The organism is Kluyvera sp. EC_51 (assembly GCF_019584505.1).
Taxonomy (GTDB): Bacteria; Pseudomonadota; Gammaproteobacteria; order Enterobacterales; family Enterobacteriaceae; genus Kluyvera; species Kluyvera sichuanensis.
Window position 1 is genome coordinate 73,788 of the sequence record NZ_VDAG01000097.1, and the last position, 25,554, is coordinate 99,341.

The 25,554-nt window shown below is 54.7% G+C and carries 22 protein-coding genes; 19 read left to right on the forward strand and 3 right to left on the reverse strand.

Annotation, left to right across the window (positions count from 1 at the left end; genetic code table 11):
* Positions 1 to 25: 25 nt before the first annotated feature.
* The 11 genes from FHC49_RS18155 to FHC49_RS18205 all read left to right on the forward strand — a co-directional run bounded on the left by FHC49_RS18155 (position 26) and on the right by FHC49_RS18205 (position 12,598).
* On the forward strand, positions 26 to 391 hold the full coding sequence (locus FHC49_RS18155; RefSeq protein WP_220440501.1) for a phage tail assembly chaperone: 366 nt from the start codon (positions 26 to 28) through the stop codon (positions 389 to 391).
* 11 nt (positions 392 to 402) lie between these two features.
* Positions 403 to 693: a DUF4035 domain-containing protein gene (locus FHC49_RS18160; protein WP_220440502.1), complete on the forward strand. Its 291-nt coding sequence runs from the start codon at positions 403 to 405 to the stop codon at positions 691 to 693.
* Between the two features lie 55 nt (positions 694 to 748).
* Positions 749 to 1,351, forward strand: a complete 603-nt coding sequence (locus FHC49_RS18165; protein WP_220440503.1) for a hypothetical protein — start codon at positions 749 to 751, stop codon at positions 1,349 to 1,351.
* 59 nt (positions 1,352 to 1,410) lie between these two features.
* The gene (locus FHC49_RS18170; protein ID WP_220440504.1) at positions 1,411 to 4,692 is read left to right on the forward strand and encodes a phage tail tape measure protein; all 3,282 of its coding nucleotides are present in this window, start codon (positions 1,411 to 1,413) and stop codon (positions 4,690 to 4,692) included.
* Positions 4,692 to 5,159, forward strand: a complete 468-nt coding sequence (locus FHC49_RS18175) for a hypothetical protein (RefSeq protein WP_220440505.1) — start codon at positions 4,692 to 4,694, stop codon at positions 5,157 to 5,159. Before FHC49_RS18170 ends, FHC49_RS18175 begins: the two co-directional genes overlap by 1 nt.
* Positions 5,156 to 5,638: a DUF1833 family protein gene (locus FHC49_RS18180; protein ID WP_137503528.1), complete on the forward strand. Its 483-nt coding sequence runs from the start codon at positions 5,156 to 5,158 to the stop codon at positions 5,636 to 5,638. Before FHC49_RS18175 ends, FHC49_RS18180 begins: the two co-directional genes overlap by 4 nt.
* 9 nt (positions 5,639 to 5,647) lie before the next feature.
* Positions 5,648 to 6,202 (forward strand): hypothetical protein, encoded by a 555-nt coding sequence (locus FHC49_RS18185; RefSeq protein ID WP_370631773.1) that lies wholly within the window; start codon positions 5,648 to 5,650, stop codon positions 6,200 to 6,202.
* The gene (locus tag FHC49_RS18190; protein WP_220440506.1) at positions 6,199 to 9,291 is read left to right on the forward strand and encodes a host specificity factor TipJ family phage tail protein; all 3,093 of its coding nucleotides are present in this window, start codon (positions 6,199 to 6,201) and stop codon (positions 9,289 to 9,291) included. The genes FHC49_RS18185 and FHC49_RS18190 overlap by 4 nt, the downstream gene beginning before the upstream one ends.
* Before the next feature lie 54 nt (positions 9,292 to 9,345).
* Positions 9,346 to 11,604 carry a tail fiber domain-containing protein gene (locus FHC49_RS18195; RefSeq protein WP_220440507.1) on the forward strand — a complete coding sequence of 753 codons (2,259 nt, stop codon included), beginning with the start codon at positions 9,346 to 9,348 and terminating at the stop codon, positions 11,602 to 11,604.
* A 20-nt stretch (positions 11,605 to 11,624) separates the two neighbouring features.
* Positions 11,625 to 11,993 carry a hypothetical protein gene (locus FHC49_RS18200; RefSeq protein ID WP_220440508.1) on the forward strand — a complete coding sequence of 123 codons (369 nt, stop codon included), beginning with the start codon at positions 11,625 to 11,627 and terminating at the stop codon, positions 11,991 to 11,993.
* A 215-nt stretch (positions 11,994 to 12,208) separates the two neighbouring features.
* Positions 12,209 to 12,598, forward strand: a complete 390-nt coding sequence (locus tag FHC49_RS18205) for a S24 family peptidase (RefSeq protein ID WP_118263062.1) — start codon at positions 12,209 to 12,211, stop codon at positions 12,596 to 12,598.
* Positions 12,599 to 12,630: 32 nt separating this feature from the next.
* Here FHC49_RS18205 and FHC49_RS18210 read toward each other — a convergent pair whose 3' ends face one another.
* Complete coding sequence (locus FHC49_RS18210) at positions 12,631 to 13,725, reverse strand: site-specific integrase (RefSeq protein WP_149911819.1); 1,095 nt, start codon at positions 13,723 to 13,725, stop codon at positions 12,631 to 12,633.
* A gap of 87 nt (positions 13,726 to 13,812) precedes the next feature.
* Here FHC49_RS18210 and dusA point away from each other — a divergent pair, with 87 nt between their 5' ends.
* Positions 13,813 to 14,850: a tRNA dihydrouridine(20/20a) synthase DusA gene (dusA, locus tag FHC49_RS18215; protein ID WP_220440509.1), complete on the forward strand. Its 1,038-nt coding sequence runs from the start codon at positions 13,813 to 13,815 to the stop codon at positions 14,848 to 14,850.
* Positions 14,851 to 14,989: 139 nt separating this feature from the next.
* Positions 14,990 to 15,229 (forward strand): envelope stress response protein PspG, encoded by a 240-nt coding sequence (gene pspG, locus FHC49_RS18220; protein WP_185668454.1) that lies wholly within the window; start codon positions 14,990 to 14,992, stop codon positions 15,227 to 15,229.
* 172 nt (positions 15,230 to 15,401) lie between these two features.
* On the opposite strand, the gene FHC49_RS18225 is transcribed toward pspG, so the two are convergent.
* Complete coding sequence (locus FHC49_RS18225; RefSeq protein ID WP_185668455.1) at positions 15,402 to 16,385, reverse strand: quinone oxidoreductase; 984 nt, start codon at positions 16,383 to 16,385, stop codon at positions 15,402 to 15,404.
* A 66-nt stretch (positions 16,386 to 16,451) separates the two neighbouring features.
* On the opposite strand from FHC49_RS18225, the gene dnaB reads away from it, so the two are divergent.
* From dnaB to FHC49_RS18250, 5 genes are all read left to right on the forward strand, one after another.
* Positions 16,452 to 17,867, forward strand: coding sequence for a replicative DNA helicase (dnaB, locus tag FHC49_RS18230; RefSeq protein ID WP_035896759.1), 1,416 nt, complete (start codon positions 16,452 to 16,454; stop codon positions 17,865 to 17,867).
* 37 nt (positions 17,868 to 17,904) lie between these two features.
* Positions 17,905 to 18,984 (forward strand): alanine racemase, encoded by a 1,080-nt coding sequence (gene alr, locus FHC49_RS18235; protein WP_185668456.1) that lies wholly within the window; start codon positions 17,905 to 17,907, stop codon positions 18,982 to 18,984.
* A 170-nt stretch (positions 18,985 to 19,154) separates the two neighbouring features.
* Positions 19,155 to 20,348: an aromatic amino acid transaminase gene (gene tyrB / locus FHC49_RS18240; protein ID WP_220440510.1), complete on the forward strand. Its 1,194-nt coding sequence runs from the start codon at positions 19,155 to 19,157 to the stop codon at positions 20,346 to 20,348.
* Positions 20,349 to 20,547: 199 nt separating this feature from the next.
* A complete protein-coding gene (aphA, locus tag FHC49_RS18245) occupies positions 20,548 to 21,261 on the forward strand; it encodes an acid phosphatase AphA (RefSeq protein WP_185668458.1) in 714 nt (237 codons plus the stop codon).
* 132 nt (positions 21,262 to 21,393) lie between these two features.
* Positions 21,394 to 21,747: an MmcQ/YjbR family DNA-binding protein gene (locus FHC49_RS18250; RefSeq protein ID WP_185668508.1), complete on the forward strand. Its 354-nt coding sequence runs from the start codon at positions 21,394 to 21,396 to the stop codon at positions 21,745 to 21,747.
* Here FHC49_RS18250 and uvrA read toward each other — a convergent pair whose 3' ends face one another.
* On the reverse strand, positions 21,748 to 24,573 hold the full coding sequence (uvrA, locus tag FHC49_RS18255) for an excinuclease ABC subunit UvrA (RefSeq protein ID WP_185668459.1): 2,826 nt from the start codon (positions 24,571 to 24,573) through the stop codon (positions 21,748 to 21,750).
* Positions 24,574 to 24,827: 254 nt separating this feature from the next.
* Between uvrA and ssb1 the strand changes: the two genes are divergently transcribed.
* Positions 24,828 to 25,355: a single-stranded DNA-binding protein SSB1 gene (gene ssb1 / locus FHC49_RS18260; RefSeq protein ID WP_035896752.1), complete on the forward strand. Its 528-nt coding sequence runs from the start codon at positions 24,828 to 24,830 to the stop codon at positions 25,353 to 25,355.
* Positions 25,356 to 25,554 lie beyond the last annotated feature (199 nt).

Below are 25,554 nucleotides of genomic sequence, written 5' to 3' on the forward strand. Positions count from 1 at the left end.
CGCCGGGTAACCGGCGATAAATTACATGGGTAAAAATATTCGCGAGCTGGCGCTGGCCAGACTGTCCGGGTTCCGCAACAAAACTGAAGTCGTCAAAGAGTGGGGCGGCGTCGGGGTAATTTTGCGTGAACCATCAGCAGAAGCCTGGCTGCGCTGGCAGGAGATCGTTAAAGAGAGCGATGAAGAGCTTTCCGTCTCCGAGAAGGCCATGCGTAACCTGCGCGCCGACGTGACGCTGTTTATCGATGTGGTCTGTGACGAAAATCAGGAGCCTGTTTTTACGCCTGAAGATGCCGAAGAGGTGCAGGACGTATACGGTCCGGTTCACTCCAGACTGCTGAAGCAGGCTCTGGATCTGATAACCAGCAGTGACGACGCCAAAAAAAAGTAGCAACGCCGGGCATGAAGTTTCTGATGGCGCTGGCTCTGAGGATGGGGCGTACCCTGGCGGAGCTGCGCCAAACCATGGCTCCAAGTGAATTACTTATGTGGGCTGAATACGATCGTACCAGCCCGGTCGGGGATGTCCGGGGCGACATTCATAATGCCCAGCTCGTTTCGGCAATCTATGGGGCGCAGGGCGTTAAAGTTCCGATAGACGAGGCGGTCATCCAGTGGTCAGGCTCGGTGGACGAAAATGACAAACAAGATCCATTTGAGGCTTTGGAAAAGGCACTTCTAAGCGCTACTTAGTGACAATAATTCACGTTCCAATTATTATTGCATTTTTATTGATAGGGATTTTTAAATGAAAAAATGCATATGTATCATAGCCGTTTTGTTTTTGGCGGGCTGCTCTGCGGGTCAGCAAAGAGATGCTAAGCTAAACAGCGTCACTGGTTTAAAAACTCAACACAATGGGCAACGTGAATTTCTGAAGGAATACACCACTAAAATAAACACTAATAAAGCCTCAATGGATAAAATAAAAATATGTGTTCTTCGGAATGTATCTAATCGAGATGTAATTTTATCTGATGCATCAAAAAGTTTTGTTGGCGCATATACAGGTAATTATTACAATATTGGTAGTAAGACAGTTGTTAATGGCGGTGGTGTTGTTGAATCTGTGGGTGATGCCGGCGCTATTATTGTTCAAGGAAATACTTCCTACTCATTCGATTCGGGAATTGTTCAAATAAAAAGAGTTGTTCGATTTACTCTTGATGCAATACCTCGATCAGAGCAGATTGATTTGACATTCAGCAATATCCAGCAGGCACAAACTGAAACAGGGGCTTTTCCCAACACAGGATTCTTTGATATAGGAACTTGGGAGGGGGCGGGGCCATATCAAGCAATTATGTCATTGGATAATATTGTTAGCTCTATCTCCGAGTGCATCAAATAAATTACTCAACATAGCAAATCAAGCCACCTCATTAGGTGGCTTTTTTATTGGAGGGCCGCATGGCAACCCTGCGTGAGCTAATAATTAAAATCTCTGCCAACTCTCAGTCATTCCAGTCGGAGGTTGCGCGCGCCTCGCGCATGGGGGCTGATTACTACAAAACCATGCAAAATGGCGGGCGACAGGCCGCGTCAGCTTCGAGAGATACCCGTCGTGCGCTGGCAGAAGTATCAGCCCAGCTTAATGAAACAAAATCTGCAGCGATGGGCCTGGGTGGGGCTTTTGCTGGTGCGTTCGCAACCCAACAGCTGATCAACTATGCCGATACCTGGACGCAACTTAATAGCCGCCTGAAACTTGCCTCGGGCAGTGCCGATGAGTTCACTCAGAACCAGCGGGTCCTGATGGATATCAGCCAGCGCACGGGAACGAGCGTTGAGGCGAACACCAACATGTTTTCGCGTATGTCATCGTCTTTGCGGCAACTGGGCTATACAGCGGCGGACACAGCGAAAGTAACTGAGCTGGTGGCCACAACGCTCCGTCTCTCTGGCGCTGGTGCGAGCGAGGCCTCCGCGGTGATCACTCAGTTTGGCCAGTCCATGGCTTCCGGTGTTTTGCGCGGCGATGAGTTCAACTCCATCATGGAAAATGGTGGGCGGTTCGCCCAGGCGCTGGCTGATGGCCTTGGCGTTAACGTCGGGCAGTTGCGCGCAATGGCGGAGGCCGGACAGCTTACGGCAAACACTGTGATGCCGGCTTTGCTCGGTCAGCTATCCAGGGTCCGAGCTGAAGGTGCCCAGATGGGCGCTACCGTCGCGGCTTCTGCGCAGCGTGTGGAAAACGCCTTCATGGCCTGGGTCGGTGGTGCCAACCAGGCGAGCGGTGCGACCAGTTCTCTTGCCGGCGGGCTCGACTCATTGGCTGAAAATATTGATTCTGTCGCATCGGCGGCTGGGGCTCTGGTTGCCGTTGGTCTGGCGAGATACCTTGGCGGCATAGTATCCGGTACCGCGTCAGCGACAGCTGGCGTGTTGAACGCGGCAAAAAGCGAAGTAGCTTTGGCCGAAGCCCAAGTACGCGGCACGCAGATCTCTACAGCACGTGCTCGTGCCGCGGTCTATCGCGCACAACAGGCTGTGGCTGCTGCGCGCGGCACCGATGCTCAAGCTGCAGCGGAAAAGCGTCTTTCAGCAGCCCAGCAATCTTTGGGGCGTAATATTGCCGCCAGAACAGCCGCCCAAGGAGCTTTGAATAACGTGACGGCAGTTGGGTCGCGACTGATGGGTGGCGCGCTGGGGCTGATCGGTGGAGTGCCCGGTCTGGTCATGCTTGGCGCTGGTGCATGGTACACCATGTACCAAAATCAGGAGCAGGCTCGACGATCCGCGCAGGAATACGCGTCCACTATCGAAGAGGTTCGTTCCAGCACAAAAAACCTCAGCCTTTCTGAAACCACGGACAATCAGGCTAAAACCCGGCAGGCTCTTGATGAGCAAAACCGGTTAGTGGATGTTCAGTCATCGAAGGTAAACCGTCTTAAAGAAGAAATTGCTGGTTATCAGTACGTGCTAGCAAACCCTGGGCCGACAACCAGCGGTGGTTTCATGATCAACCACTTAACCTCTGTAGAAACAGCCACACGGGGGTTAGAAAATGCCACCGCGGCTTTGGCAGTCGAGCAAGAGCGGCTGGGCCAGATGCAGGCAAAATCTCAGGACATTCAAAGTGTGCTTGAGGGTCTTGAAAACCGCAGGGTTGCTTTAATTCGCCAGCAGGCCGCCGAGCAGAATGCAGCCTATCAGTCACTGCTGATAATGAATGGCCAGCATACGGAATTTAACCGCCTGCTGGGGCTGGGCAATAGTTTACTGATAGCGCGACAGGGGCTTGCCGCCGCTCCGATGCGAATGCCACAGGCTGAAATTAGCGGCAAGCAGGCTGATGCTTTAGAGAAGGCAAGGCAGGACTTGGAGCTATCAAAACTAAAAGGCGAAGCGCGCGAGCGAGCGCGTCTTGGTTTTTCTGCTGACGCTCTTGGCCTCACCAACGATCCCGAGTTCCAGACTGCTCGACAGAATTACATCGGCACAAGCCTGGAAGCCTGGCGGAATAACGAGGCCAGCAAGCCTCAGAAAAAAACGCCCAAATCTGATGAGCAAAAGACATCGGAGAAACTCGAGGAGTCTTACAAGCGCCTCATCAGCCAGCAGCAGGAACAGCTCGCGCTTGCTGGCCAGAGTACAGAGCTCGCTAAAACCAAATATCAGGTAACCCAGGGTGAACTGGGGGCTTTATCTGAAACTCAGAAGACAGAGCTTCTGCGCAACTCCGCCGCGCTTGATCATCTTAATGCTGTCGAACGCCTTAAATCCCTGAATCAAGAACTGCTGAAGCCCGAGGAGGCTCTGCTAAAAACCACTCGCGAGCGCATTAAATTGTTACGCGAAGCAGCACCTGCGACTGAACAATATCGCGAAACGATGGAGCGCATATCGAAAGCTTCGGTTCAGGACGCCCCGAAATTTGGCGGTATCGATTCATCCGTCGGCGGTGCCAGCGGCGAACTTGTTCGAGTCGCTGATGCGCAAAAAGAACTGGAAAAGTGGTACGAAACACAGCTTGAAATGCAGAAGGAGTTGCTCGATCAGAAGGAGATTAACGAGCAAACCTATGCGGATCGTGTTGCTGAAATCAACAAGACGAATGCTTCGCAATTAGAGGATATCCAGGCGGGATATACATCTGCCAGCCTGGCCATGTTCTCTGATCTTGCAGGGCAGTCGGCGCAGCTGCTGCAGGGTATCGGACAGGAAGGTAGTCTTGCCTATAAGACACTATTTATTGCCAGTAAGGCGGCAGCAATGGCGCAGGCAGTGATCAACACTGAGCTTGCAGCAACCAAGGCTATGGCGGAAGGTGGGCTCATTATGGGGATCCCTGCAGCCACAGCAATCCGCGCCGTTGGTTATGCGTCAGTGGCGTTGATAGCAGGTCAGTCACTCGCCGGGATGGCGCACGATGGAATTGACCGGGTGCCGGAAACAGGAACCTGGCTGCTGCAAAAAGGAGAGCGAGTGGTTACCGCCAGCACCTCGGCCAAGCTTGATGCGACCCTGGAGAGGGTGCAACAGTCCCGGCAGGCCAATGCCGGTGGCACTTTCAACATTCAGAACTCATTTACCGGAAAACCTGATGATGCAACGCTTGAGGCAATCGACCAGCGAAACCGTCAACTGGTGGTTTCGATTCGCAAAGAAATGGCCGCTCAGGTTGTTAAACCCGACAATGATTTCGGCAGGGCGCTGCAGTCTGTTTACCCGAACCGGAGAAGAGGATAATGGCAGTTATTGTCTACCCACATGATTACCTGCCAATGCCGCTGCAGGATGGATATGGCTTCAAACCTGTCAGCCCCCTACAGCGAACTGAAACTACATCCGGCCGCGCCCGGCAACGCCGCAAATATACGTCAACACCAACTATCGCAACTGTGAACTGGATTTTCACGAAGCACAACCAGGCTCAGCTGTTTGAAGCCTGGTTTCGTGATGCACTTACGGATGGTGCAGCCTGGTTTTTTATGAGGCTGCAAACGCCGATGGGTTGTCAGCAATCTTACAAATGCAGGTTCACCGACATATACGAGGGACCAACGCTGGTTTCACCTAAGTACTGGCGATACAGCGCGCAGCTTGAATTGTGGGAGCGGCCACTGCTTCCGCCTGGATGGGGTTTGTTCCCTGAACTGGTGGCGGGGTCGGATATTATCGATCTGGCATTGAATAAGGAGTGGCCTGAAGCATGACAATACTTAACCGGCTTTATGCCAGTGGTGGGGATGAGGTCATCATTGATACGTTGCAGATAACTGTCGGTGGCCACGACTACTGGCTGACGCGGGGATGGGATGATGTAACCGTCACCCTGGAGAATGGTTCTCAGGCCACATTCCTGGCATCAGCCATTGATGTGGCTTTACCGGCACGCAATGCAGATGGCACACAGGATCTGAAATTCGCAATCAGCAATATTGAGGGAGTTGTTTCAACAGCTATCCGCGATGCGCTGGATAATCTTAGCAATGCCCGGCTGACCTTTCGGCGCTATTTATCTACAGACCTGTCATCTCCGGCAACACCGCCCTTTGCTCTCGCGATAAAAGAGGGGTACTGGACGGCGACGGAGGTGCAAATCACCGCTGGCTACATGAATATTCTGGATACGGCGTGGCCCCGCTACCGCTATACGCTGCCGGACTTCCCGGGCCTCCGTTACCTCCAGTAGGAAACCATTATGGCTAAATACAATACCGGAAATCCGCTGCTGTCAGAAAATCCTCGTAATATCCACCATGAATGTCACGACCAGCCAGATCTAATCACACGAGCAGAGGAAGAAAAGAGATTAAGGGGCCTAATGATGAGCTTATCAAACACCTCAAAAAAGAATTCATCTTCCAGAGAAGGTCGGTTTAATCCTGAAAAATACCTCTCGGTTACATGGCAGATGGGCGGCCGAGCTTACCCGGTTCTCGACTGTTATGGCGTAATTCATGAGGTGAGGCGCGATCTAGGTCTGCCGGACTGGCCTGTTTTTGAGGGTGTTATTAACGAAGGCTGTCAGATGAATGACACCTGCAATAGCTTCCGAAGCAGGGTTCAGAAATGCGAGCCGGAAGAGGGTGCTGTCGCGGCCTGTTATACCGCTGGTCTAGTCACGCATCTGGGGATCGCTGTCAACGTGAACGGGGCGTTGCATATCCTGGAGGCAAACCCCAAACGCAACGTGACCATCCTGCCGCTGGCGCGTTTTATCCGGCAGTACGTCAAAGTGGAGTTCTATAAGTGACGATCCGAATTTACCCATCCCGGCTTGAAGGCGAACCGCTGGAGATTCATCAGCACGCACGCACTACCATAGCTGACTGGTTTTGCAGAAACGTGCAGGGCTGGCGCCCGGATATGACTCACCCGGTGGCGCTCGATTTGAATGGTGTATCGATTCCTCCTGGAGAGTGGGATAAGCAGATCATTGCCCCGGATGATGACGTGCGACTTTATCCCGTTCCGTTCGGGCCGGCAGCTCCCGCCTGGCTGGTATGGACCGCAGTAGCTATCGCCGTCGCGTCGGCAGCGTACTCTATCTACATGATGAGCACGATGCAGACCGGCGGTGCCAGCCAGCCTTCCAGTGGTGACCAGCTGGAGCTGAACCCGGCCAAAGCCAATATGGCAAAACTGGGCGATCCCATCCGCGAGATTTTTGGTCGCTATAAGGTGTGGCCGGATTACGTCGTTCAGCCGGTTTCTCGCTTCGATTCTGCCGATCCCAAAAAATACGTGACCAGCATGTTTTTATGTGTTGGCGTGGGCGACATGGCGCTTCCCGCGTCGGCGATACGCATTGGCTCCACGCCAGCATCCGCGTTCGGCAGTGATGTCAGTGCCACCATCTATCCACCGGGTGCCAGCGTTGCGGCAGATAGTCGCTCCGAGAACTGGTTCAACAGCGGCGAGGTCGGGAACACCACTTCGGGTACCGCAGGCCTCGACCTCGGGTCAACCGGCCCACAGACGGTCAGCATCATCTCTGATGCCATTCTGGTGAGCGGTAACACCATCTCCCTGATTGCGGCTACAGCCAGCGACGGGGAGGCTGAGATCCCGGCTTCCTGGGTTGTGGGTACCGTTATCACGGTTGTCGCACCGGATTCGTTCCGGGTGGTCAATACCGGGGGATACAGTGTCATCTATGGCAATGTCGCTGAGCTGCTGCCTGTCGTGGGCATGCCCGTTTCGGTGACATTCAATGAGTCAGGGTACGACCTTACCGTTGCCAGTTACGCTCCCGGCGTTCCGGCTGTGCCGGGTGTGGGTGGCTCGACGGCAAGCATAACCGCCAGCGCCGCGCCCATCACCTATGATTTTACTGCCACGCCGGTCACGTTCACGATCGGCTGGAAAGGCACCACCTATGCGGTGTCACTCATCACTAACTACGTCACCATGTCAGGGTTGCTTAACACCATCTCAAACCAGCTCACCGGCTCCGGTCTGATCGCGCGCGATACTGGTGGCCAGCTGCAGATTGCCGAGGAGAGCAGCCCGTTTGCCGGGGGCACTATCAGCCACAGCGCGCTTCCGGTCTCCGTTTTCGGCAGCGCTCCGGTTGATGTGACCGGTGTGGCATCGACAGGCGGCACCGCGGCGGTGGAGGCACATATCACGCTGGCATACGACAGCGCCACGGGTAAGCCGTTCACGGGCATCCCGGACGGAGTCCAGCGGATCGGTATCGGCTACGCTGACGACCAGTTCCGCATTACGGATATCGATGATCAGACCATCACGATTGAGCGGGTGGTCGTCACCCAGGACTCCAGTGGTGATGATATTGTCACCGTGGATCCGGCATGGCCGGGGTTTAGCGAGCGTACGCTACTCGATGCCCAGGTCACCGGCGTGAATGATGATTACGCCTGGCTCGGCCCGTTCCTTGCCTGCCCCGACGGAGAGACCACGACCGCCATCGAAAATAACTTCATTTTCCCCAATGGTCACATCCAGTACAAAAAGAACGGGGATCCGCAGTCGCACACCGTGCGGGTTCTGGTTCAGTACCGCAATGCCGCCTCAGCGGGCGCCTGGTCGCAGGTGGTGTATAACTTCACCAACAAAACCGCAGACGGACACGGTTATACACGGCGTATCAGCGGGCTGGCGGCGGCCCAGTATGAAGTACGCGTGCGGCGCACCACGAAAATTGGCGGGTCGAGAACGGTCAATAACCTTTACTGGCAGGCGATGCGCTCGCGTCTGAGTAAGCGCCCGGGCAGCTATGCAGGTGTAACCACCCTTGCGATGACGGTGCGTACCGGCAACCGCCTGGCGGCCCAGTCTGATCGCCGCGTTAACGTCATCCCGACCCGGCTCTATAACGGACACCCTTCGCGCAGCATCAGCGGGGCGCTGTATCACGTTCTTGAATCCCTTGGGTTTCGTTCAGATCAGATTGACCACGCCGCGATTGATACGCTCGAGCAGACCTGGTGGACGCCCCGCGGGGAGACTTTCGACTGGGCGACAGGCGACAGCAAGTCGGCACTCGAAGTGCTGAAAATCATCACCGGGGCGGGGATGGGGTACTTCCTGCTGTCGGATGGACTTGTTTCTGCCGGACGGGAGGGGGTGAAGAACTGGACCGGGATGATCACCCCCCAGGAGACTACCGAAGAGCTGCAGACCGCGTTTAAGGCCCCGAGTCAGGACGATTATGACGGGGTTGATGTCACCTACGTCAACGGAACGACCTGGGCGGAGGAGACGGTTCAGTGCCGCCAGGCCGGGAATCCCACACCCATGAAAGTGGAAAATTACAAACTGGAAGGAGTGGTGGATCAGGACCGGGCATATCGTATCGGGATGCGCCGGTTGCTGGGCTACCAGCTGCAGCGCCTGCAGCACACCACCTCAACCGAAATGGATGCGCTCTGCTACCAGTATATGGACCGCATTGTTCTGGCCGACGACATCCCGGGCAGCCAGACGCTGAGCTGCCTGATCACCGATATGACGTATGACAGCAGCAGCATCACCCTGACGCTCAGCGAGCCGCCGGACTGGAGCTTCCAGAATCCCCGTGTGGTAATCCGTCACCAGGATGGCCGGGCTTCCGCGCTGCAGGTGCCGACCCGCATCGATGATTACACCCTGAGCATTCCGTACAGCGCGGCGCTGGCCCCGGATGAATGGGAGATGAACAGCCCGTACATTGAGCCACCGCGCCTGCTGTTCTGTTCGTCGTCCCGGGTGGGATATGACGCGCTGATTGGGGAAATAACCCCCGGCAGCGACGGGACCAGCAGCGTGACTGCCATCCAGTATCACCCCGGAAAATATCAGTTCGACGATGCCAGTTATCCCGGCGATGTCGCATAACCCTCAAAAAAAACTCAACCCGCTTCGGCGGGTTTTTTTATGCCCGGAGCGAGCATGACTAAATACGCCACAAAAAATCCGCTGGGATCAACCGACCCCAAAGACCTGTTCGATAATGCGCAGAACGCAGACTTTGCCGTAAACAGTATTACCGCAGCTATATGGACTGACCGGTTTGGGCGTGACAGGAAAACCCTGTGGGGCATGGAGCAGGAGTTCATTACCCAGCTTTTATCCCAGAAGCAGCGGTTTAACCTTTTTATTCAGGATTCAGGCTACAAGGTTATCGGTGAATACAGTGCGGGCCCGCTTACGATCACCGAGTACAACCAGATTATTCATTATGATAATGAGCTCTGGAAGTTAACCGCGGCAACGGCTCTCCCGTTCACGACAACCGGTAATGACACGACCTCTTGGGGTAATGACAAGGCGCATTTTGTCAGCGTGGGTGACGCGGCCCTGCGCGCGGATATGTCGTCTGATAAATATCAGCTTATTACTGGCTCGAACAATCTGCTTACCGCACCTGCTGAGCTTGTGTATGGCCCAGGGAAGGTAACTCTCAGTGGCAAGGTGTTTACGTATTTTACCCCTGGGCTTGATATCCTCCACTCCAGCATCTACATGACCCCTGAGGATGCGATCTACGGCGCAGGGCTCGGCTTCCCTGTTGGGGGGAACGGCAACTTCAACGTTATCCTCTCCATCGGTTCGCATCCTGAAGCGGCCACGAGCATTAACCGCTCAACGCTGTTCGGCACAAATAACCTCGTCCACCCGATACAAATCGACCGTTGTGAGGCCTTCGGTAACACCTCTCTACAGCACATGCGCTACGGTGAACGAACCACTGCTATCGGAACGACTTCTTGTCAATATCTCGGGACAAACGATCCCGAAGGCGACGGGCACAACTGGTTCGGCACAGTTGAAAGCGGCGGGTTCTTTCCTGGCCAGCCTGGCTGGGACTACGGCGGGTTTGAAACGGCCAACCCAGGGATCGGCGCGAAGATCGCAGCTTTCAACAACTTCGCAACGAAAACCACCGATTGCGGGCGCGTGGTCGGCGTCGGGCGAAATACGTTCAACGGCACCGTTCTGGCAACAAACTCGACGGCGGCAGGTTATCGGGCCGCTGCAAGCGCATATGCCGTTGATGGATTAACAGCATATGGCGCGGATGCTTTCCGCAGTGCCATATTCGTCAATACTTCGGAGGCGATTGGGTATCTTGCTGCAACAAACTGGCAGGAAGGTCAGCGAAATCTGGTTGCAGGCAACCAGTCTGCTGTAAAAGTTGTGCGGGGTAATAGCAGTATTCATCTTGGGGCGTTTGCCGGGAGCAACTTTACCGATTCAAACTTCAACATATTCCTCGGTGTGGGGGCCGGGAATAACATTTCGACGACAACGCTTACACCGAGCTACTGCCTGGCGATCGGTCATGATATCTCAGGTGTTGCAGGCTCTCTTATTGCTGGCAAGATGGACACCCGCAGACTGGGGGTTAACACTGTTCCAGATAATCTCATGGGTACGTTCCACATTCGTACCTCAGATTTTGGTCCTGCAACTCCTGCGCATTTTAATGGTGATGACCTCATTGTAGAAATGAGCGGCAATGCGGGGATGACGATTCGGTCGGGTGCCGGGAACTTTGGGTCGATACTGTTTGCAAATCCGGCAGTGCAAAACCGTGCGGGTATCATTTACAACCACGCCACTGACACAATGAACTTTCGTGTAAGCGGAGCGGATAAGTTTTACATTGACAGTGCCGCGCTCTATCCGGCAACCGACAATACATTATCAATAGGCAAACCATCCAACAGAGCGTCTGTCGTTTACGCCGGAACCGGGGCAATCAATACATCAGATGGAAGACTGAAGGATAAGGTCGTTAGTATTAATGCAGCGGAAAAGCGCGTCGCTATTACTCTAAAGTCTCTCATTCGCCGTTACCGTTATAAAGATGCTATTGAGACAAAAGGTGGGGATGCCCGCCTTCACTTTGGCGTAATTGCTCAGGAAGTCAAAGCCGCGTTCGAGTCCGAGGGGCTGGTTGCTGAGCAATACGGCATCCTCTGCTATGACGAGTGGGATGACCAGTATGAGACCATTCCGGCAGAAACGATATCTCACCCGGCAGAATACAGCACCCTCGTTGACGGGAATGGAAATCCTCTGGTGCTCAGGGAGGCATGGGAAGAGGTGGTTAAGCCAGAGGAAACCATTCAGACACTGGTCGCCGGGAATCGCTATGGCATCCGCTATGAAGAGCTGCTGTGCTTCATCATCGCTGCAATTTAAGAAACTAAACAGGAGTGAATATGAATGTTACTGACAATGGAAAAATGACTAAGCCAATTATTTTTGATACTGACAAGCCAATCCCCACAGCAGCTTTGCTCGACCTATTAAGATTGGCAGCAGTAGCAGAAGAAAAGAAAGTCGATGTCCAGATTGAGGGTGACTTACTTGGTTTGATACTGAAAGAATTAATCCTGTATAAATCCGGAAATGGGACAAAAGAAGCCAGAGAAAAGCAAGATTCCGCTCAACCCCAATGGCAGTCGCCTGATAATCCTGGCTTTACAATAAAGCCGATGCCAGGCCATGCATTTGCCATTTGCAAAACAGGCGACCTTGAAGCTCTGAGAACTCCTGGACTGTTCACGAAACTCTGGGGCCCGCGTTAATAATCATCCGCCACATCCTGCACAGCAGAAAGGATAATCAGGCTTAAAACGCTCACGGCAAGGACGCCGCCTATCAACAGTGCAGTTAACATACGTTCTCCTGATGTTGGCCTTCTCAGTACAAAGTAGTGCACGGATATGACAGTTGCATTGCTACTTGATCTGCACGCCCTTTAAAACTACTGTATATAAAAACAGTAAAAGGAGTGCAGATCATGGGATTTCCTTCACCTGCGGCAGATTATGTTGAAACACGAATCTCCCTCGATCAGCAGTTAATCAGCCAGCCTGCAGCGACTTATTTCATGCGGGCATCGCGTTCACATTTCAGGGAAGGGATAATCCAGGGAGCGTTGCTTGTTGTGGATGCGTCACTTACTGCCTGCGATGGTTCACTGCTGATATGTGCAATCGACGGGGAATTCAGGATCAAACGATACCGAACTCACCCTCAGCCCCATCTGATAAATCTGGAGAACGGGAGAAGGGAAGCGCTGCCGGTAGATGATGACGCTTACAGTTCTGCACCCGCTATATTCGGGGTGATCACGTACATCATTAATGATGCCAGGAATGGAGAGTTCGACGATTGCCCAGTTATGTAATGAAAAAAAAGCCCGTTTATACGGGCTTTTGTTTAGTCATTTTTTCTGGACTTTTGCAATTGTTCAAGCCTTACATGAAGTGATTTAGGGAATAGCTCTGTGTAAACTTGCCACAGTACATTCAGCGACCTGTGGCCAGTAACTTGGGCCACTTCCTCTATACTGAATCCAGCTTCAAAAAGTCTGCTTGCGCCTTCCCTTCTAAGGTCATGATATCTTAGATCCTCAATTCCAAGAGCACTTCTTACCCTTTGGAATCCTGCCGTTACGGAACTGCTTATATAAGGGAATATTAGCTCTGACTTACGCGGCTGGCGCTGGACTATATCCCATGCTTCTCCGAGTAAAGCTACATTCATGTGGTTCCCTTCTTTTTTACGTGGATCCTTCCTATCTCTCACCAGCACTGATTTTTGTTTTTCATCGATATCATCCCATCGCAGACGACAAACCTCGCCAATGCGCATGCACGATAAAACCGAAAACATCAGAATATCGACGAATGGGATTTTTGATCCCCGCCTTTGTGAACGTTGCTTCAGGCCTTCGATCAGCATGTCTAATTCTTCAGATGCTGGTCGACGACTACGGCGATTTGATTTTCCAATTAGCCCCAATTTGAGGAGGTGAGGGCGTGCCTCTTTTGCCGGATTGCTAGTATAGTTGATGCCATACACTGGCTTTGCACAATCAAGCACGCTTCCAAGATAGCTGACGTCGTGGCTTACGGTCGCTGGCCCGGCGCCTGCATTATTTCGCAATCGACAGTGCTCTATGACGTCATTTGCGGTTAAAGACAGCAGGGGGATAGCTGCAATGTCGCAGTCAACTAGCATATTAAGAACATAGCTTTTTGTTCGCCCCGCTTTGCCACCAGCGTTTGGATCATTGATGTATTTTTGCAACAAATCACGGACTGTTATTCCGGTTGCATCATCAGATGATGGGAGACCATAAAGATCCAGTTCCATAACCCTCTGGGATCCCCATGTTTTAGCATGCGCCTGTTTTGGGAAGGTTTTACTTTCTCTGAATGTGATAACGCCTTTTTCCTTAATTAGCACAGTACAGCGGTAGCGTGGAGTGCCATCAGATTTTAGTCGTTTCTCTATGTTATAGTATGCCATTACTCTGTCTCATCATTTCAGGTTCCCATACGTATGGGGGCCTGAGTGGGAACCTGATAAGAGAAAAATATACTTAAATGTCAAAAAATGCACGGTAATCTTGAAATGATAAAAACCAGCCAAACCAGCGCAATGCCTGAAAATACTGACAATCACTGGAATGGTCGGTTTAGTGTTGCTCCTATGCTCGACTGGACCGACAGACACTGCCGCTACTTCCTGCGCCTGCTGTCGCAGCACACGCTGCTGTATACCGAAATGGTGACCACCGGGGCGATTATTCATGGCAAGGGCGACTATCTGGCCTATAGCGAAGAAGAGCATCCGATTGCGCTGCAGCTTGGTGGCAGCGACCCGGCGGCACTGGCGCACTGCGCCGCGCTTGCCCAGGAGCGCGGCTACGATGAAATTAACCTCAACGTTGGCTGCCCGTCCGACCGCGTGCAGAACGGCATGTTTGGCGCCTGCCTGATGGGCAATGCGCAGCTGGTGGCGGATTGCGTCAAGGCGATGCGTGACGTGGTCTCCATTCCGGTGACGGTGAAAACCCGCATCGGCATCGACGACCAGGACAGCTACGAATTCCTCTGCGATTTTATCGACACGGTCTCCGGCCGCGGCGAGTGCGAGATGTTTATTATTCATGCCCGCAAAGCCTGGCTCTCCGGTTTAAGCCCGAAAGAGAACCGCGAAATTCCGCCGCTGGACTACCCGCGCGTCTACCAGCTCAAGCGTGATTTCCCACACCTGACCATGTCCATCAACGGCGGCATTAAGTCGCTGGAAGAAGCCAAAGCGCATCTGGAACATATGGACGGCGTGATGGTGGGCCGCGAAGCCTATCAGAACCCTGGCATTCTGGCTTCGGTTGACCGCGAAATCTTTGGCGCTACCGACGTTGACGCTGACCCTATCGCGGTGGTGCGCGCCATGTATCCGTACATCGAGCGTGAGCTGAGTAACGGCACCTATCTGGGCCATATCACCCGTCATATGCTGGGCCTGTTCCAGGGGATTCCGGGCGCGCGCCAGTGGCGTCGCTATCTGAGTGAGAACGCCCATAAAGCCGGTGCCGATATCAACGTGCTGGAACACGCGTTACAGCTGGTGGCCAATAAGCGTTAATTGTTTCGCTAATTTCTGGTCAAATTCACCACGCCCTGCACAACGTTGCGGGGCGTTTTTATTGATAATCAATAAGTTAGTTTTGGCACGATTTTTGTAATAGTTCAGACAGATAGGTATGAATTCTGGGAGAACCACCATGCTGGAACTGTTATTTGTAATTGGATTTTTTGTGATGCTGCTGGTCACCGGGATTTCACTGCTCGGCATTATTGCCGCGTTGGTGGTGGCCACCGTATTAATGTTCGTCGGCGGGTTGTTTGCGATTATGATTAAATTACTGCCGTGGCTAATCCTTGCCGTCGCGGTGGTGTGGATTATCCGGGCGATTAATTCACCGAAAGAACGGCCGTATCGCGGCAATTATCGGAGGTATTGAGGTACTCGTCACAACCTCAATAATTTTGCATAAAACCCCATAGGATTTGCGTAATAAATCTGTCACTATTGCCGTCGTTAACGAATTCATCGAGCTGTACCCTACATACAGCCGAACTAAAAAAAGAAAGGGCTTCCTACGGGAAGCCCTAGTCTTTTGTGCGATACAACCGTTATGGAATCAGCAGGCTTGAACCCTGCGTTGCCCGGCTCTCCAGAATCTCATGCGCGCGTCGCGCGTCCTTCAGCGGGTACTTCTGACTCTCCGCCACGTCCACTTTGATAATGCCGCTCGCAATCAGCGAGAACAGCTCGTGGCTGGCCTCTTTCAGCTCGTCATAGTTGGTGATGTAGCCGTTCAGGGAAGGGCGGGTGGCGAACAGTGAGCCTTTTTGATTAAGAATGCCGAGGTTAACCCCGGTGACCGGGCCGGAAGAGTTCCCGAAGCTGACCATCAGCCCGCGGCGCTTCAGGCAGTCCAGCGACGCTTCCCAGGTGTCTTTCCCCACCGAGTCGTACACCACCGACAGCTTTTTCCCACCGGTTAGCTCTTTGACGCGCTCGGCAATATTCTCATCGCGATAGTTAATCACCTGCCAGGCACCGGCCGCGAGCGCACGCTGTGCTTTCTCCGCGCTGCCGACGGTACCGATAAGCTTCGCCCCTAATGCTTTCGCCCACTGGCAGGCAATCAGCCCTACGCCGCCTGCGGCGGCATGGAACAGGAACGCTTCGCCGGGTTTGATTTCGTAGGTTTTGCGCAGCAGATAGAAGACGGTTAAGCCCTTGAGGAACGAGGCGGCGGCCTGCTCATAGGAGATTGCCGCTGGAAGCAGGGCGACCTTATCCGCCGGGACGTTATGCACCGAACTGTAAGCGCCAAGCCCGGACTGCGCATAGACCACGCGATCGCCCGCCTTGATGTGCTTCACGTTGCTGCCGACCTGGCTGACCACGCCCGCCGCTTCGGTGCCTAAACCGCTCGGCATTGACGGCGGTGGGTACAGCCCGCTGCGAATGTAGGTGTCGATATAGTTGATACCGATGGCTTTGTTTTCCACCTGGACTTCGTTTTCGCCAGGGGCGGATGGGGTGAATTCAACGGCGTTCAGCACTTCCGGGCCGCCATGTTTGCTAAATTCAATACGGGTTGCCATGCTTCCTCCAGAACGATTATGTGGTAATCTTTCGACCCACTCTTTATCTCGGTAATACCATTCACTATGGCAGCAAATAAACCCTTCAACAAACCGCAAACCGAACCTCGCGTCCGCGATTTTCAGGTAGACGGGCTGAAAGTACCGCCGCACTCGATTGAAGCGGAACAATCGGTGTTGGGCGGTCTAATGCTGGACAACGAGCGCTGGGACGACGTTGCCGAGCGCGTAGTGGCGGAAGATTTTTATACCCGTCCGCACCGCCACATCTTTACGGAGATGGGGCGTTTGCAGGAAGGCGGTAGCCCGATTGACCTGATTACGCTCGCGGAATCGCTGGAGCGCCAGGGGCAACTGGATAGCGTCGGCGGGTTTGCCTATCTGGCAGAACTCTCCAAAAATACGCCAAGTGCGGCAAACATTAGCGCTTACGCTGACATCGTCCGCGAACGTGCCGTTGTCCGTGAAATGATTGCGGTGGCCAACGAGATTGCCGAAGCCGGCTTTGACCCGCAGGGGCGCACCAGTGAAGATTTGCTGGATCTCGCCGAGTCCCGCGTCTTTAAAATCGCCGAAAGCCGCGCCAACAAAGACGAAGGCCCAAAAAATATTACCGAAGTGCTCGACGCTACCGTCGCGCGCATCGAACAGCTTTTCCAGCAACCGCATGACGGCGTCACCGGGGTGAACACCGGCTATGACGACCTCAACAAGAAAACAGCGGGCCTGCAGCCGTCGGATCTGATCATCGTGGCAGCGCGTCCGTCGATGGGTAAAACCACCTTTGCGATGAACCTCGTCGAAAACGCGGCGATGTTGCAGGATAAACCGGTACTGATCTTCAGTCTCGAGATGCCCTCCGAACAGATTATGATGCGTTCTCTGGCATCGCTATCGCGCGTTGACCAGACCCGTATTCGTACCGGCCAGCTCGATGACGAGGACTGGGCACGTATCTCCGGCACTATGGGCATTCTGCTGGAAAAACGAAACATCTATATCGATGACTCCTCCGGCCTGACGCCGACGGAAGTGCGCTCTCGTGCGCGCCGTATCGCCCGCGAACACGGCGGCATCGGCCTTATCATGATCGACTACCTTCAGCTGATGCGCGTGCCGTCGCTTTCCGACAACCGTACGCTGGAGATCGCCGAAATTTCCCGCTCGCTCAAAGCGTTAGCCAAAGAGCTGCACGTGCCGGTAGTGGCGCTGTCGCAGCTTAACCGCTCTCTGGAACAGCGTGCGGATAAACGCCCGGTCAACTCCGACCTGCGTGAATCCGGCTCCATCGAGCAGGATGCCGACTTAATCATGTTCATCTATCGTGATGAGGTTTATCACGAAAACAGTGACTTAAAAGGCATCGCCGAGATAATTATCGGTAAACAGCGTAACGGCCCCATCGGCACGGTACGCCTGACGTTTAACGGTCAATGGTCGCGCTTCGATAACTACGCTGGCCCGCAATACGACGACGAATAACAACGCTGAATCAGCAAACACATACCAAGGAACACAAATGCAAGCGGCAACTGTAGTCATTAACCGCCGCGCTCTGCGACACAACCTGCAACGTCTGCGTGAACTGGCACCTGCCAGCAAGCTGGTTGCGGTGGTGAAAGCGAACGCTTACGGACACGGCCTCCTCGAGACCGCGCGAACGCTCCCCGACGCCGATGCTTTTGGCGTTGCCCGTCTTGAAGAAGCGCTGCGCCTGCGCGAGGGCGGCATTACCCAGCCGATCCTGCTGTTGGAAGGCTTCTTCAATGCGACCGACCTGCCGACGATTGCCGCGCAGCATCTGCATACCGCCGTACATAACATCGAACAGCTTGAAGCGCTGGAAACTGCCGACATCAGCGAACCGGTCACCGTGTGGATGAAGCTCGACACTGGCATGCACCGTCTGGGCGTACTCCCGGAAGATGCCGATGCGTTCTATCAGCGTCTGAGCCAGTGCAAAAACGTGCGCCAGCCGGTTAACGTGGTCAGCCACTTTGCCCGCGCCGATGAACCGGAATGCGGCGCAACGGAAAAACAGCTCGCCATTTTCACCGCCTTTACCGACGGCAAGCCGGGCCTGCGTTCTATCGCGGCATCCGGCGGCATTCTGCTGTGGCCGCAGTCGCACTTCGACTGGGCGCGCCCTGGCATCATTCTCTACGGCGTCTCTCCGCTGGAGCAGAAACCGTGGGGCCCGGACTTCGGCATGCAGCCGGTGATGTCGCTGACCTCTAGCCTGATTGCCGTGCGCGAGCATAAAGCCGGTGAACCGGTTGGCTATGGCGGCACCTGGGTTAGTGAACGCGATACCCGCCTCGGTGTGGTGGCAATGGGCTACGGCGATGGTTACCCGCGCGCGGCACCGTCCGGCACGCCTGTGTTGGTCAACGGCCGTGAAGTGCCGATTGTCGGCCGCGTGGCGATGGATATGGTCTGCGTCGATCTGGGCCCGAACGCCGAGGATAAAACCGGTGATGAAGTGATTATGTGGGGCGATGGCCTGCCGGTTGAACGCATTGCTGAAATCACAAAAGTGAGTGCTTACGAACTTATTACGCGCCTGACGTCGCGGGTGGCGATGAAGTATATCGATTAGTTTTACGCCGCTATTCCCCGGCGTCGCGTTGCTCGGCCGGGCTACAATGCTAACGTAGCCCGGCCGAACGCAGTGACGCCGGGAAAAACCCACCAACTACCGCTCGACCTTCCTCCCCATCCGGTTTATTGTGTTATTTCCTGCCTTCTGTAAACCTGGAGAACCATCGCGTGTTTCAAAAAGTTGACGCCTATGCGGGCGACCCTATCCTTTCTTTAATGGAACGCTTTAAAGAAGATCCGCGCAGCGACAAAGTTAACCTCAGCATCGGCCTGTACTACAACGAAGACGGCATTATTCCGCAGCTTCAGGCGGTGGCCGAGGCCGAAGCGCGCCTTAACGCGCAGCCGCACGGCGCGTCGCTGTATCTGCCGATGGAAGGGCTGAACAGCTATCGCCATACCGTGGCTCCGCTGCTGTTTGGCGCCGATCACCCGGTTCTCCAGCAGCAGCGTGTGGCAACCATCCAGACGCTGGGCGGCTCCGGCGCGCTGAAGGTGGGTGCAGATTTCCTCAAGCGTTACTTCCCGGATTCCGGTGTCTGGGTCAGCGATCCAACCTGGGAAAACCATATCGCGATTTTTGAAGGCGCAGGCTTAAAGGTCGGCACTTATCCGTGGTTCGACAACGACACCAACGGCGTGCGCTACGACGCGCTGCTCGAAACGCTGAACACGCTGCCAGCGCGCAGTATCGTGCTGCTGCATCCATGCTGCCACAACCCAACCGGCGCAGATCTGACGCATGATCAGTGGGACGGCGTGGTGGAAGTGCTGAAAGCCCGCGATCTGATTCCGTTCCTCGATATCGCCTACCAGGGCTTTGGCGCGGGCATGGACGACGATGCCTACGCGATCCGCGCGATTGCCGACGCAGGCCTGCCGGCGCTGGTCAGCAACTCGTTCTCCAAAATTTTCTCCCTGTACGGTGAACGCGTCGGCGGCTTGTCGATTATCTGTGAAGATAACGACACCGCGCTGCGCGTACTGGGTCAGTTGAAAGCGACCGTACGCCGCAACTACTCCAGTCCGCCGAACTTCGGCGCGCAGATTGTGGCTGCCGTGCTCGGTGATGCCGAGCTGAAAGCCAACTGGCTGGCGGAAGTGGAAGGGATGCGCACCCGCATTCTGGACATGCGTCAGGCGCTGGTGAACGTGCTGAAAGAAGAGATGCCGAACGGTAACTTTGACTATCTGCTCAAACAACGCGGGATGTTCAGCTACACCGGCCTGAGCGTTGCACAGGTCGATCGTCTGCGCGATGAGTTTGGTGTCTACCTGATTGCCAGCGGTCGTATGTGCGTGGCGGGCCTTAACAGCCGTAACGTACAGCGTGTGGCAAAAGCATTTGCTGCGGTGATGTAAGTAAGTGCTTACGCTGGCTCGGAGGTATATTCTGAGCCAGCGTCCTTTCAAAGCACTAAACTGTGATCCCCTTACTTTTTTCAGGATTATTCTGAGATAAACCTTTCAATCGTATCCCTCAGACGGTAAGGTCGCAGTGCTTTTATTTGAAGCAACACTCACTTTATTACAATAACGACTCGACGAATTAAGGGAAAACATGCGCAAGATCACGCAAGCTCTCAGTGCCGTCTGCTTGTTATTTGCACTGAATGCTTCGGTGACGGCTCACGCCTCGTCACCTTCTCCAATCTATCCAGGCACCGACGTTGCGAAGCTGGCCGAACAGGCTCCTATCCACTGGGTTTCCGTGGCGCAAATTGAAAACAGCCTGATGGGCCATCCGCCAATGGCGGTCGGTTTTGATATCGACGACACCGTCCTGTTCTCAAGCCCAGGCTTCTGGCGCGGGCAAAGAACCTACTCCCCGGACAGCCAGGACTACCTGAAGAACCCGGAGTTCTGGGAGAAAATGAATAACGGCTGGGACGCGTTCAGCATCCCGAAAGAAGTGGCGCGTTCGCTGATTGCGATGCACGTGAAGCGCGGCGACAGCATTTACTTCGTCACCGGTCGTAGCCAGACCAAAACCGAAACCGTCTCCAAAACGCTGCAGGATGATTTCCTGATCCCTGGCGCGAACATGAACCCGGTGATTTTTGCCGGTGATGAACCGGGCCAGAACACCAAGACCCAGTGGCTGAAAGAGAAGAACATCAGGGTGTTCTACGGTGATTCCGATAACGACATCACCGCCGCGCGTGAAGTGGGAGCCCGCGGTATCCGCGTCCTGCGCGCCTCTAACTCGACCTACCGCCCGCTGCCGCAGGCCGGTGCGTTTAACGAAGAAGTGATTGTTAACTCCGAGTACTAACGCCCTACCAATAAATGATGCTTTTTTAGTCAAAATCAGGCGCTGAAAGGTTTATCCTTTCGGCGTCTTGTTGCACACTGAGGTGATGCTTTTTTGCACAACGTGGTTTGCGAGACTGAGGAGTATAAAATGATGACCAGTTCGGATCTTCTGCAGTACTGCATGGCAAAGCGTGGCGCGGAACAGAGCGTACACAGCGACTGGAAAGCAACACAAATTAAAGTGGCCGACGTGCTGTTTGCGATGGTGAAGGATGTGGAAGACCGCCCGGCGGTGTCGCTGAAAACCAGCCCCGAACTGGCAGAACTGCTGCGCCAGCAGCATAAAGACGTTCGCCCAAGTCGCCATCTCAACAAAGCGCACTGGAGCACCATCTACCTGGACGGTTCGCTGCCAAGCTCACAAATTTACTATCTGGTGGATGCGTCGTATCAGCTGGCGGTGGATCTGCTGCCGGAAACGCTCCGACAGCAGATGTACTCGTGATTAACCCAGCAGAGGCTTCAGGAAACGTGCCGTATGCGAGGCTTCGCAGTTCGCCACCGTTTCTGGCGTACCGGAAACGAGGATTTCACCGCCGCCGCTACCGCCTTCCGGACCGAGATCGACAATCCAGTCCGCGGTCTTAATCACGTCCAGGTTGTGCTCGATAACCACAATGGTGTTGCCCTGATCTCTGAGCTGATGCAGCACTTCCAGCAGTTGCTGGATGTCGGCAAAGTGCAGGCCGGTGGTCGGTTCGTCCAGAATATAGAGCGTTTGACCGGTGCCGCGTTTTGACAGCTCGCGCGCCAGCTTCACGCGCTGTGCTTCACCGCCGGAGAGCGTGGTGGCCGACTGGCCGAGACGGATGTAGGTCAGGCCAACGTCCATCAGCGTTTGCAGCTTACGCGCCAGCGCCGGAACGGCATCGAAGAACTCACGTGCCTCTTCAATGGTCATATCCAGCACTTCGTGGATAGTCTTGCCCTTGTACTTAATCTCCAGCGTTTCGCGGTTATAGCGTTTGCCTTTGCACTGGTCGCACGGCACGTAGATATCCGGCAGGAAGTGCATTTCGACTTTGATGACGCCATCGCCCTGACAGGCTTCGCAGCGACCGCCGCGGACGTTAAAGCTGAAACGGCCTGGCGTATAGCCGCGTGAACGCGATTCCGGCACGCCGGCAAACAGCTCACGTACTGGCGTAAAGACGCCGGTGTAGGTAGCCGGGTTGGAACGCGGGGTACGGCCAATCGGGCTCTGGTCGATATCGATAACTTTATCGAAATGTTCCAGCCCCTGAACGTCGCGGTACGGTGCCGGTTCAGCGATGGTGGCGCCGTTTAACTGGGTCTGGGCAATCGGGAACAGCGTGTCGTTAATCAACGTCGATTTACCAGAACCGGAGACGCCGGTGATGCAGGTAAACAGGCCGACCGGCAGCGTCAGGGTGACGTCTTTCAGGTTGTTACCTGTGGCGCCCGTCAGCTTGAGGACTTTTTCCGGGTTTGCCGGCACGCGGTTTTTCGGCACTTCAATTTTGCGTTTTCCGCTCATGAACTGCCCGGTTAACGACTCTGGCACCGCCATAATGTCGTCCAGCGTCCCTTCAGCCACTACCTGACCGCCGTGGACACCGGCGCCAGGGCCAATGTCGATAACGTGGTCGGCGGCGCGAATCGCGTCTTCGTCGTGCTCTACCACAATCACCGTATTGCCAAGGTTACGCAGGTGAATCAGCGTGCCGAGTAGACGTTCGTTGTCGCGCTGGTGCAGGCCGATAGACGGCTCATCCAGCACGTACATCACGCCAACCAGCCCCGCGCCAATCTGGCTTGCCAGACGGATACGCTGCGCCTCGCCGCCGGAGAGGGTCTCTGCGGAGCGGGAAAGCGTCAGGTAGTTCAGGCCGACGTTGACCAGGAACTTCAGACGGTCGCCGATCTCTTTCAGCACTTTTTCCGCAATTTGCGCACGCTGGCCGGAGAGCTTCAGGTTATTGAAGAAGTCCATCGCGTGACCGATGCTCATATCTGAGATCGTCGGCAGCGGTGTATTTTCAACGTAGACGTGGCGCGCTTCGCGACGCAGGCGGGTGCCGTCACAGCTGGCGCACGGACGGTTGCTGATGAACTTCGCCAGCTCCTCGCGCACCGCGCTGGATTCCGTCTCTTTATAGCGGCGCTCCATGTTGTGTAGCACGCCTTCGAACGGATGGCGACGCACGGACGTATCGCCACGGTCGTTGATGTATTTGAATTCAATCGACTCTTTGCCGGAGCCGTAGAGAATCGCTTTCTGCGCGGCGGCATCAAGGCTTTCCCACGGCGCTTCAACGTCGAATTCGTAGTGTTCTGCCAGCGATTTGAGCATCTGGAAGTAATAGAAGTTACGACGATCCCAGCCGCGAATCGCGCCGCCAGCCAGCGACAGCTCTGGATTCTGGATCACGCGGTCAGGGTCGAAATACTGCTGCACGCCCAGGCCGTCACAGGTTGGGCACGCGCCCGCCGGGTTGTTGAACGAGAACAGGCGTGGTTCAAGCTCGCGCATGCTGTAGCCGCAGATTGGGCAGGCGAAGTTGGCGGAGAACAGCAGCTCTTCCGCTTTCGGGTCATCCATATCGGCGACTACCGCCGTGCCGCCGGAAAGCTCCAGCGCGGTTTCAAACGATTCCGCCAGACGCTGCGTCAGGTCATCGCGTACTTTAAAGCGGTCAATCACCACTTCGATGGTGTGTTTCTTCTGCAGTTCGAGCTTCGGCGGATCGGACAGATCGCAGACTTCACCGTCGATACGTGCGCGGATATAGCCCTGGCTTGCCAGGTTTTCCAGCGTTTTGGTGTGCTCGCCCTTACGTTCTTTAATGATCGGGGCCAGCAGCATCAGGCGTTTACCTTCCGGCTGCGACAGCACGTTATCGACCATCTGGCTGACGGTTTGCGCCGCCAGCGGCACATCGTGATCCGGGCAGCGTGGCTCGCCTACGCGAGCGTAAAGCAGACGCAGGTAGTCGTGAATTTCGGTAATGGTACCGACCGTCGAACGCGGGTTGTGTGACGTCGACTTCTGCTCGATAGAAATCGCAGGCGACAGCCCTTCAATATGATCGACATCCGGCTTTTCCATCAGCGACAGGAACTGGCGCGCATAGGCAGAAAGCGATTCTACATAGCGACGCTGCCCCTCGGCGTAGAGGGTGTCAAAAGCCAGTGAGGATTTGCCAGACCCGGACAGCCCGGTCACAACAATCAGTTTGTCGCGAGGGATGACGAGGTTGATATTTTTGAGATTATGGGTGCGGGCGCCCCGAACTTCGATCTTATCCATTCACCTTTCCCGGTAGAGGAGATACACGGATTGCCTGGTTTGTTAGAAGGACAAACGGCAGAAACGGCTAATTATGACACAACTTAACCTGAATGAATATACAGTATTGGAATGCCGATTCCGGATGCTGATGAAAATTGCAGCGGGATAAGATGTTTAGTGGAATCTGTCTCCCAGCTACCAAAATACCGTCTGGAAATGATACACTGGCGCGTTTACACTTAATCAAGATTCATATTTCAGGAGAGACAAACATGGCCAGCAGAGGCGTAAACAAGGTGATTCTCGTCGGTAACCTGGGCCAGGACCCGGAAGTACGCTACATGCCGAATGGTGGCGCAGTTGCCAACATTACGCTGGCGACTTCCGAATCCTGGCGCGACAAAGCGACCGGTGAAATGAAAGAGCAGACTGAATGGCACCGCGTTGTGCTGTTCGGCAAGCTGGCGGAAGTAGCAGGCGAATACCTGCGTAAAGGCTCTCAGGTCTACATTGAAGGCCAGCTGCGTACCCGCAAATGGACCGATCAGTCCGGCGCTGAAAAATACACCACCGAAGTCGTGGTTAACGTTGGCGGCACCATGCAGATGCTGGGTGGACGCCAGGGCGGCGGTGCACCAGCAGGTGGCGGCCAGCAGCAGCAGGGCGGTTGGGGTCAGCCTCAGCAGCCACAGGGCGGCAACCAGTTCAGCGGCGGCGCACAGTCTCGCCCGCAGCAGCAGTCCGCCCCGGCACCGTCTAACGAACCGCCAATGGACTTCGATGACGATATCCCGTTCTGATAAACGGCAGATAACCGTCTGAAAAAAAAGCCCCGATTCGTCGGGGTTTTTTTATGTCTGTTGGGTCGGAGCCGATCCCGGCGGCGCTGCGGTACAAACCGGAAACATAGGTAACACTTTAGACCGGATACATGGGTAACAGTTATAACTGGCATAGAAGAGGAGACTCGCTATGCCCTGGACTGAGACCCGACCTATG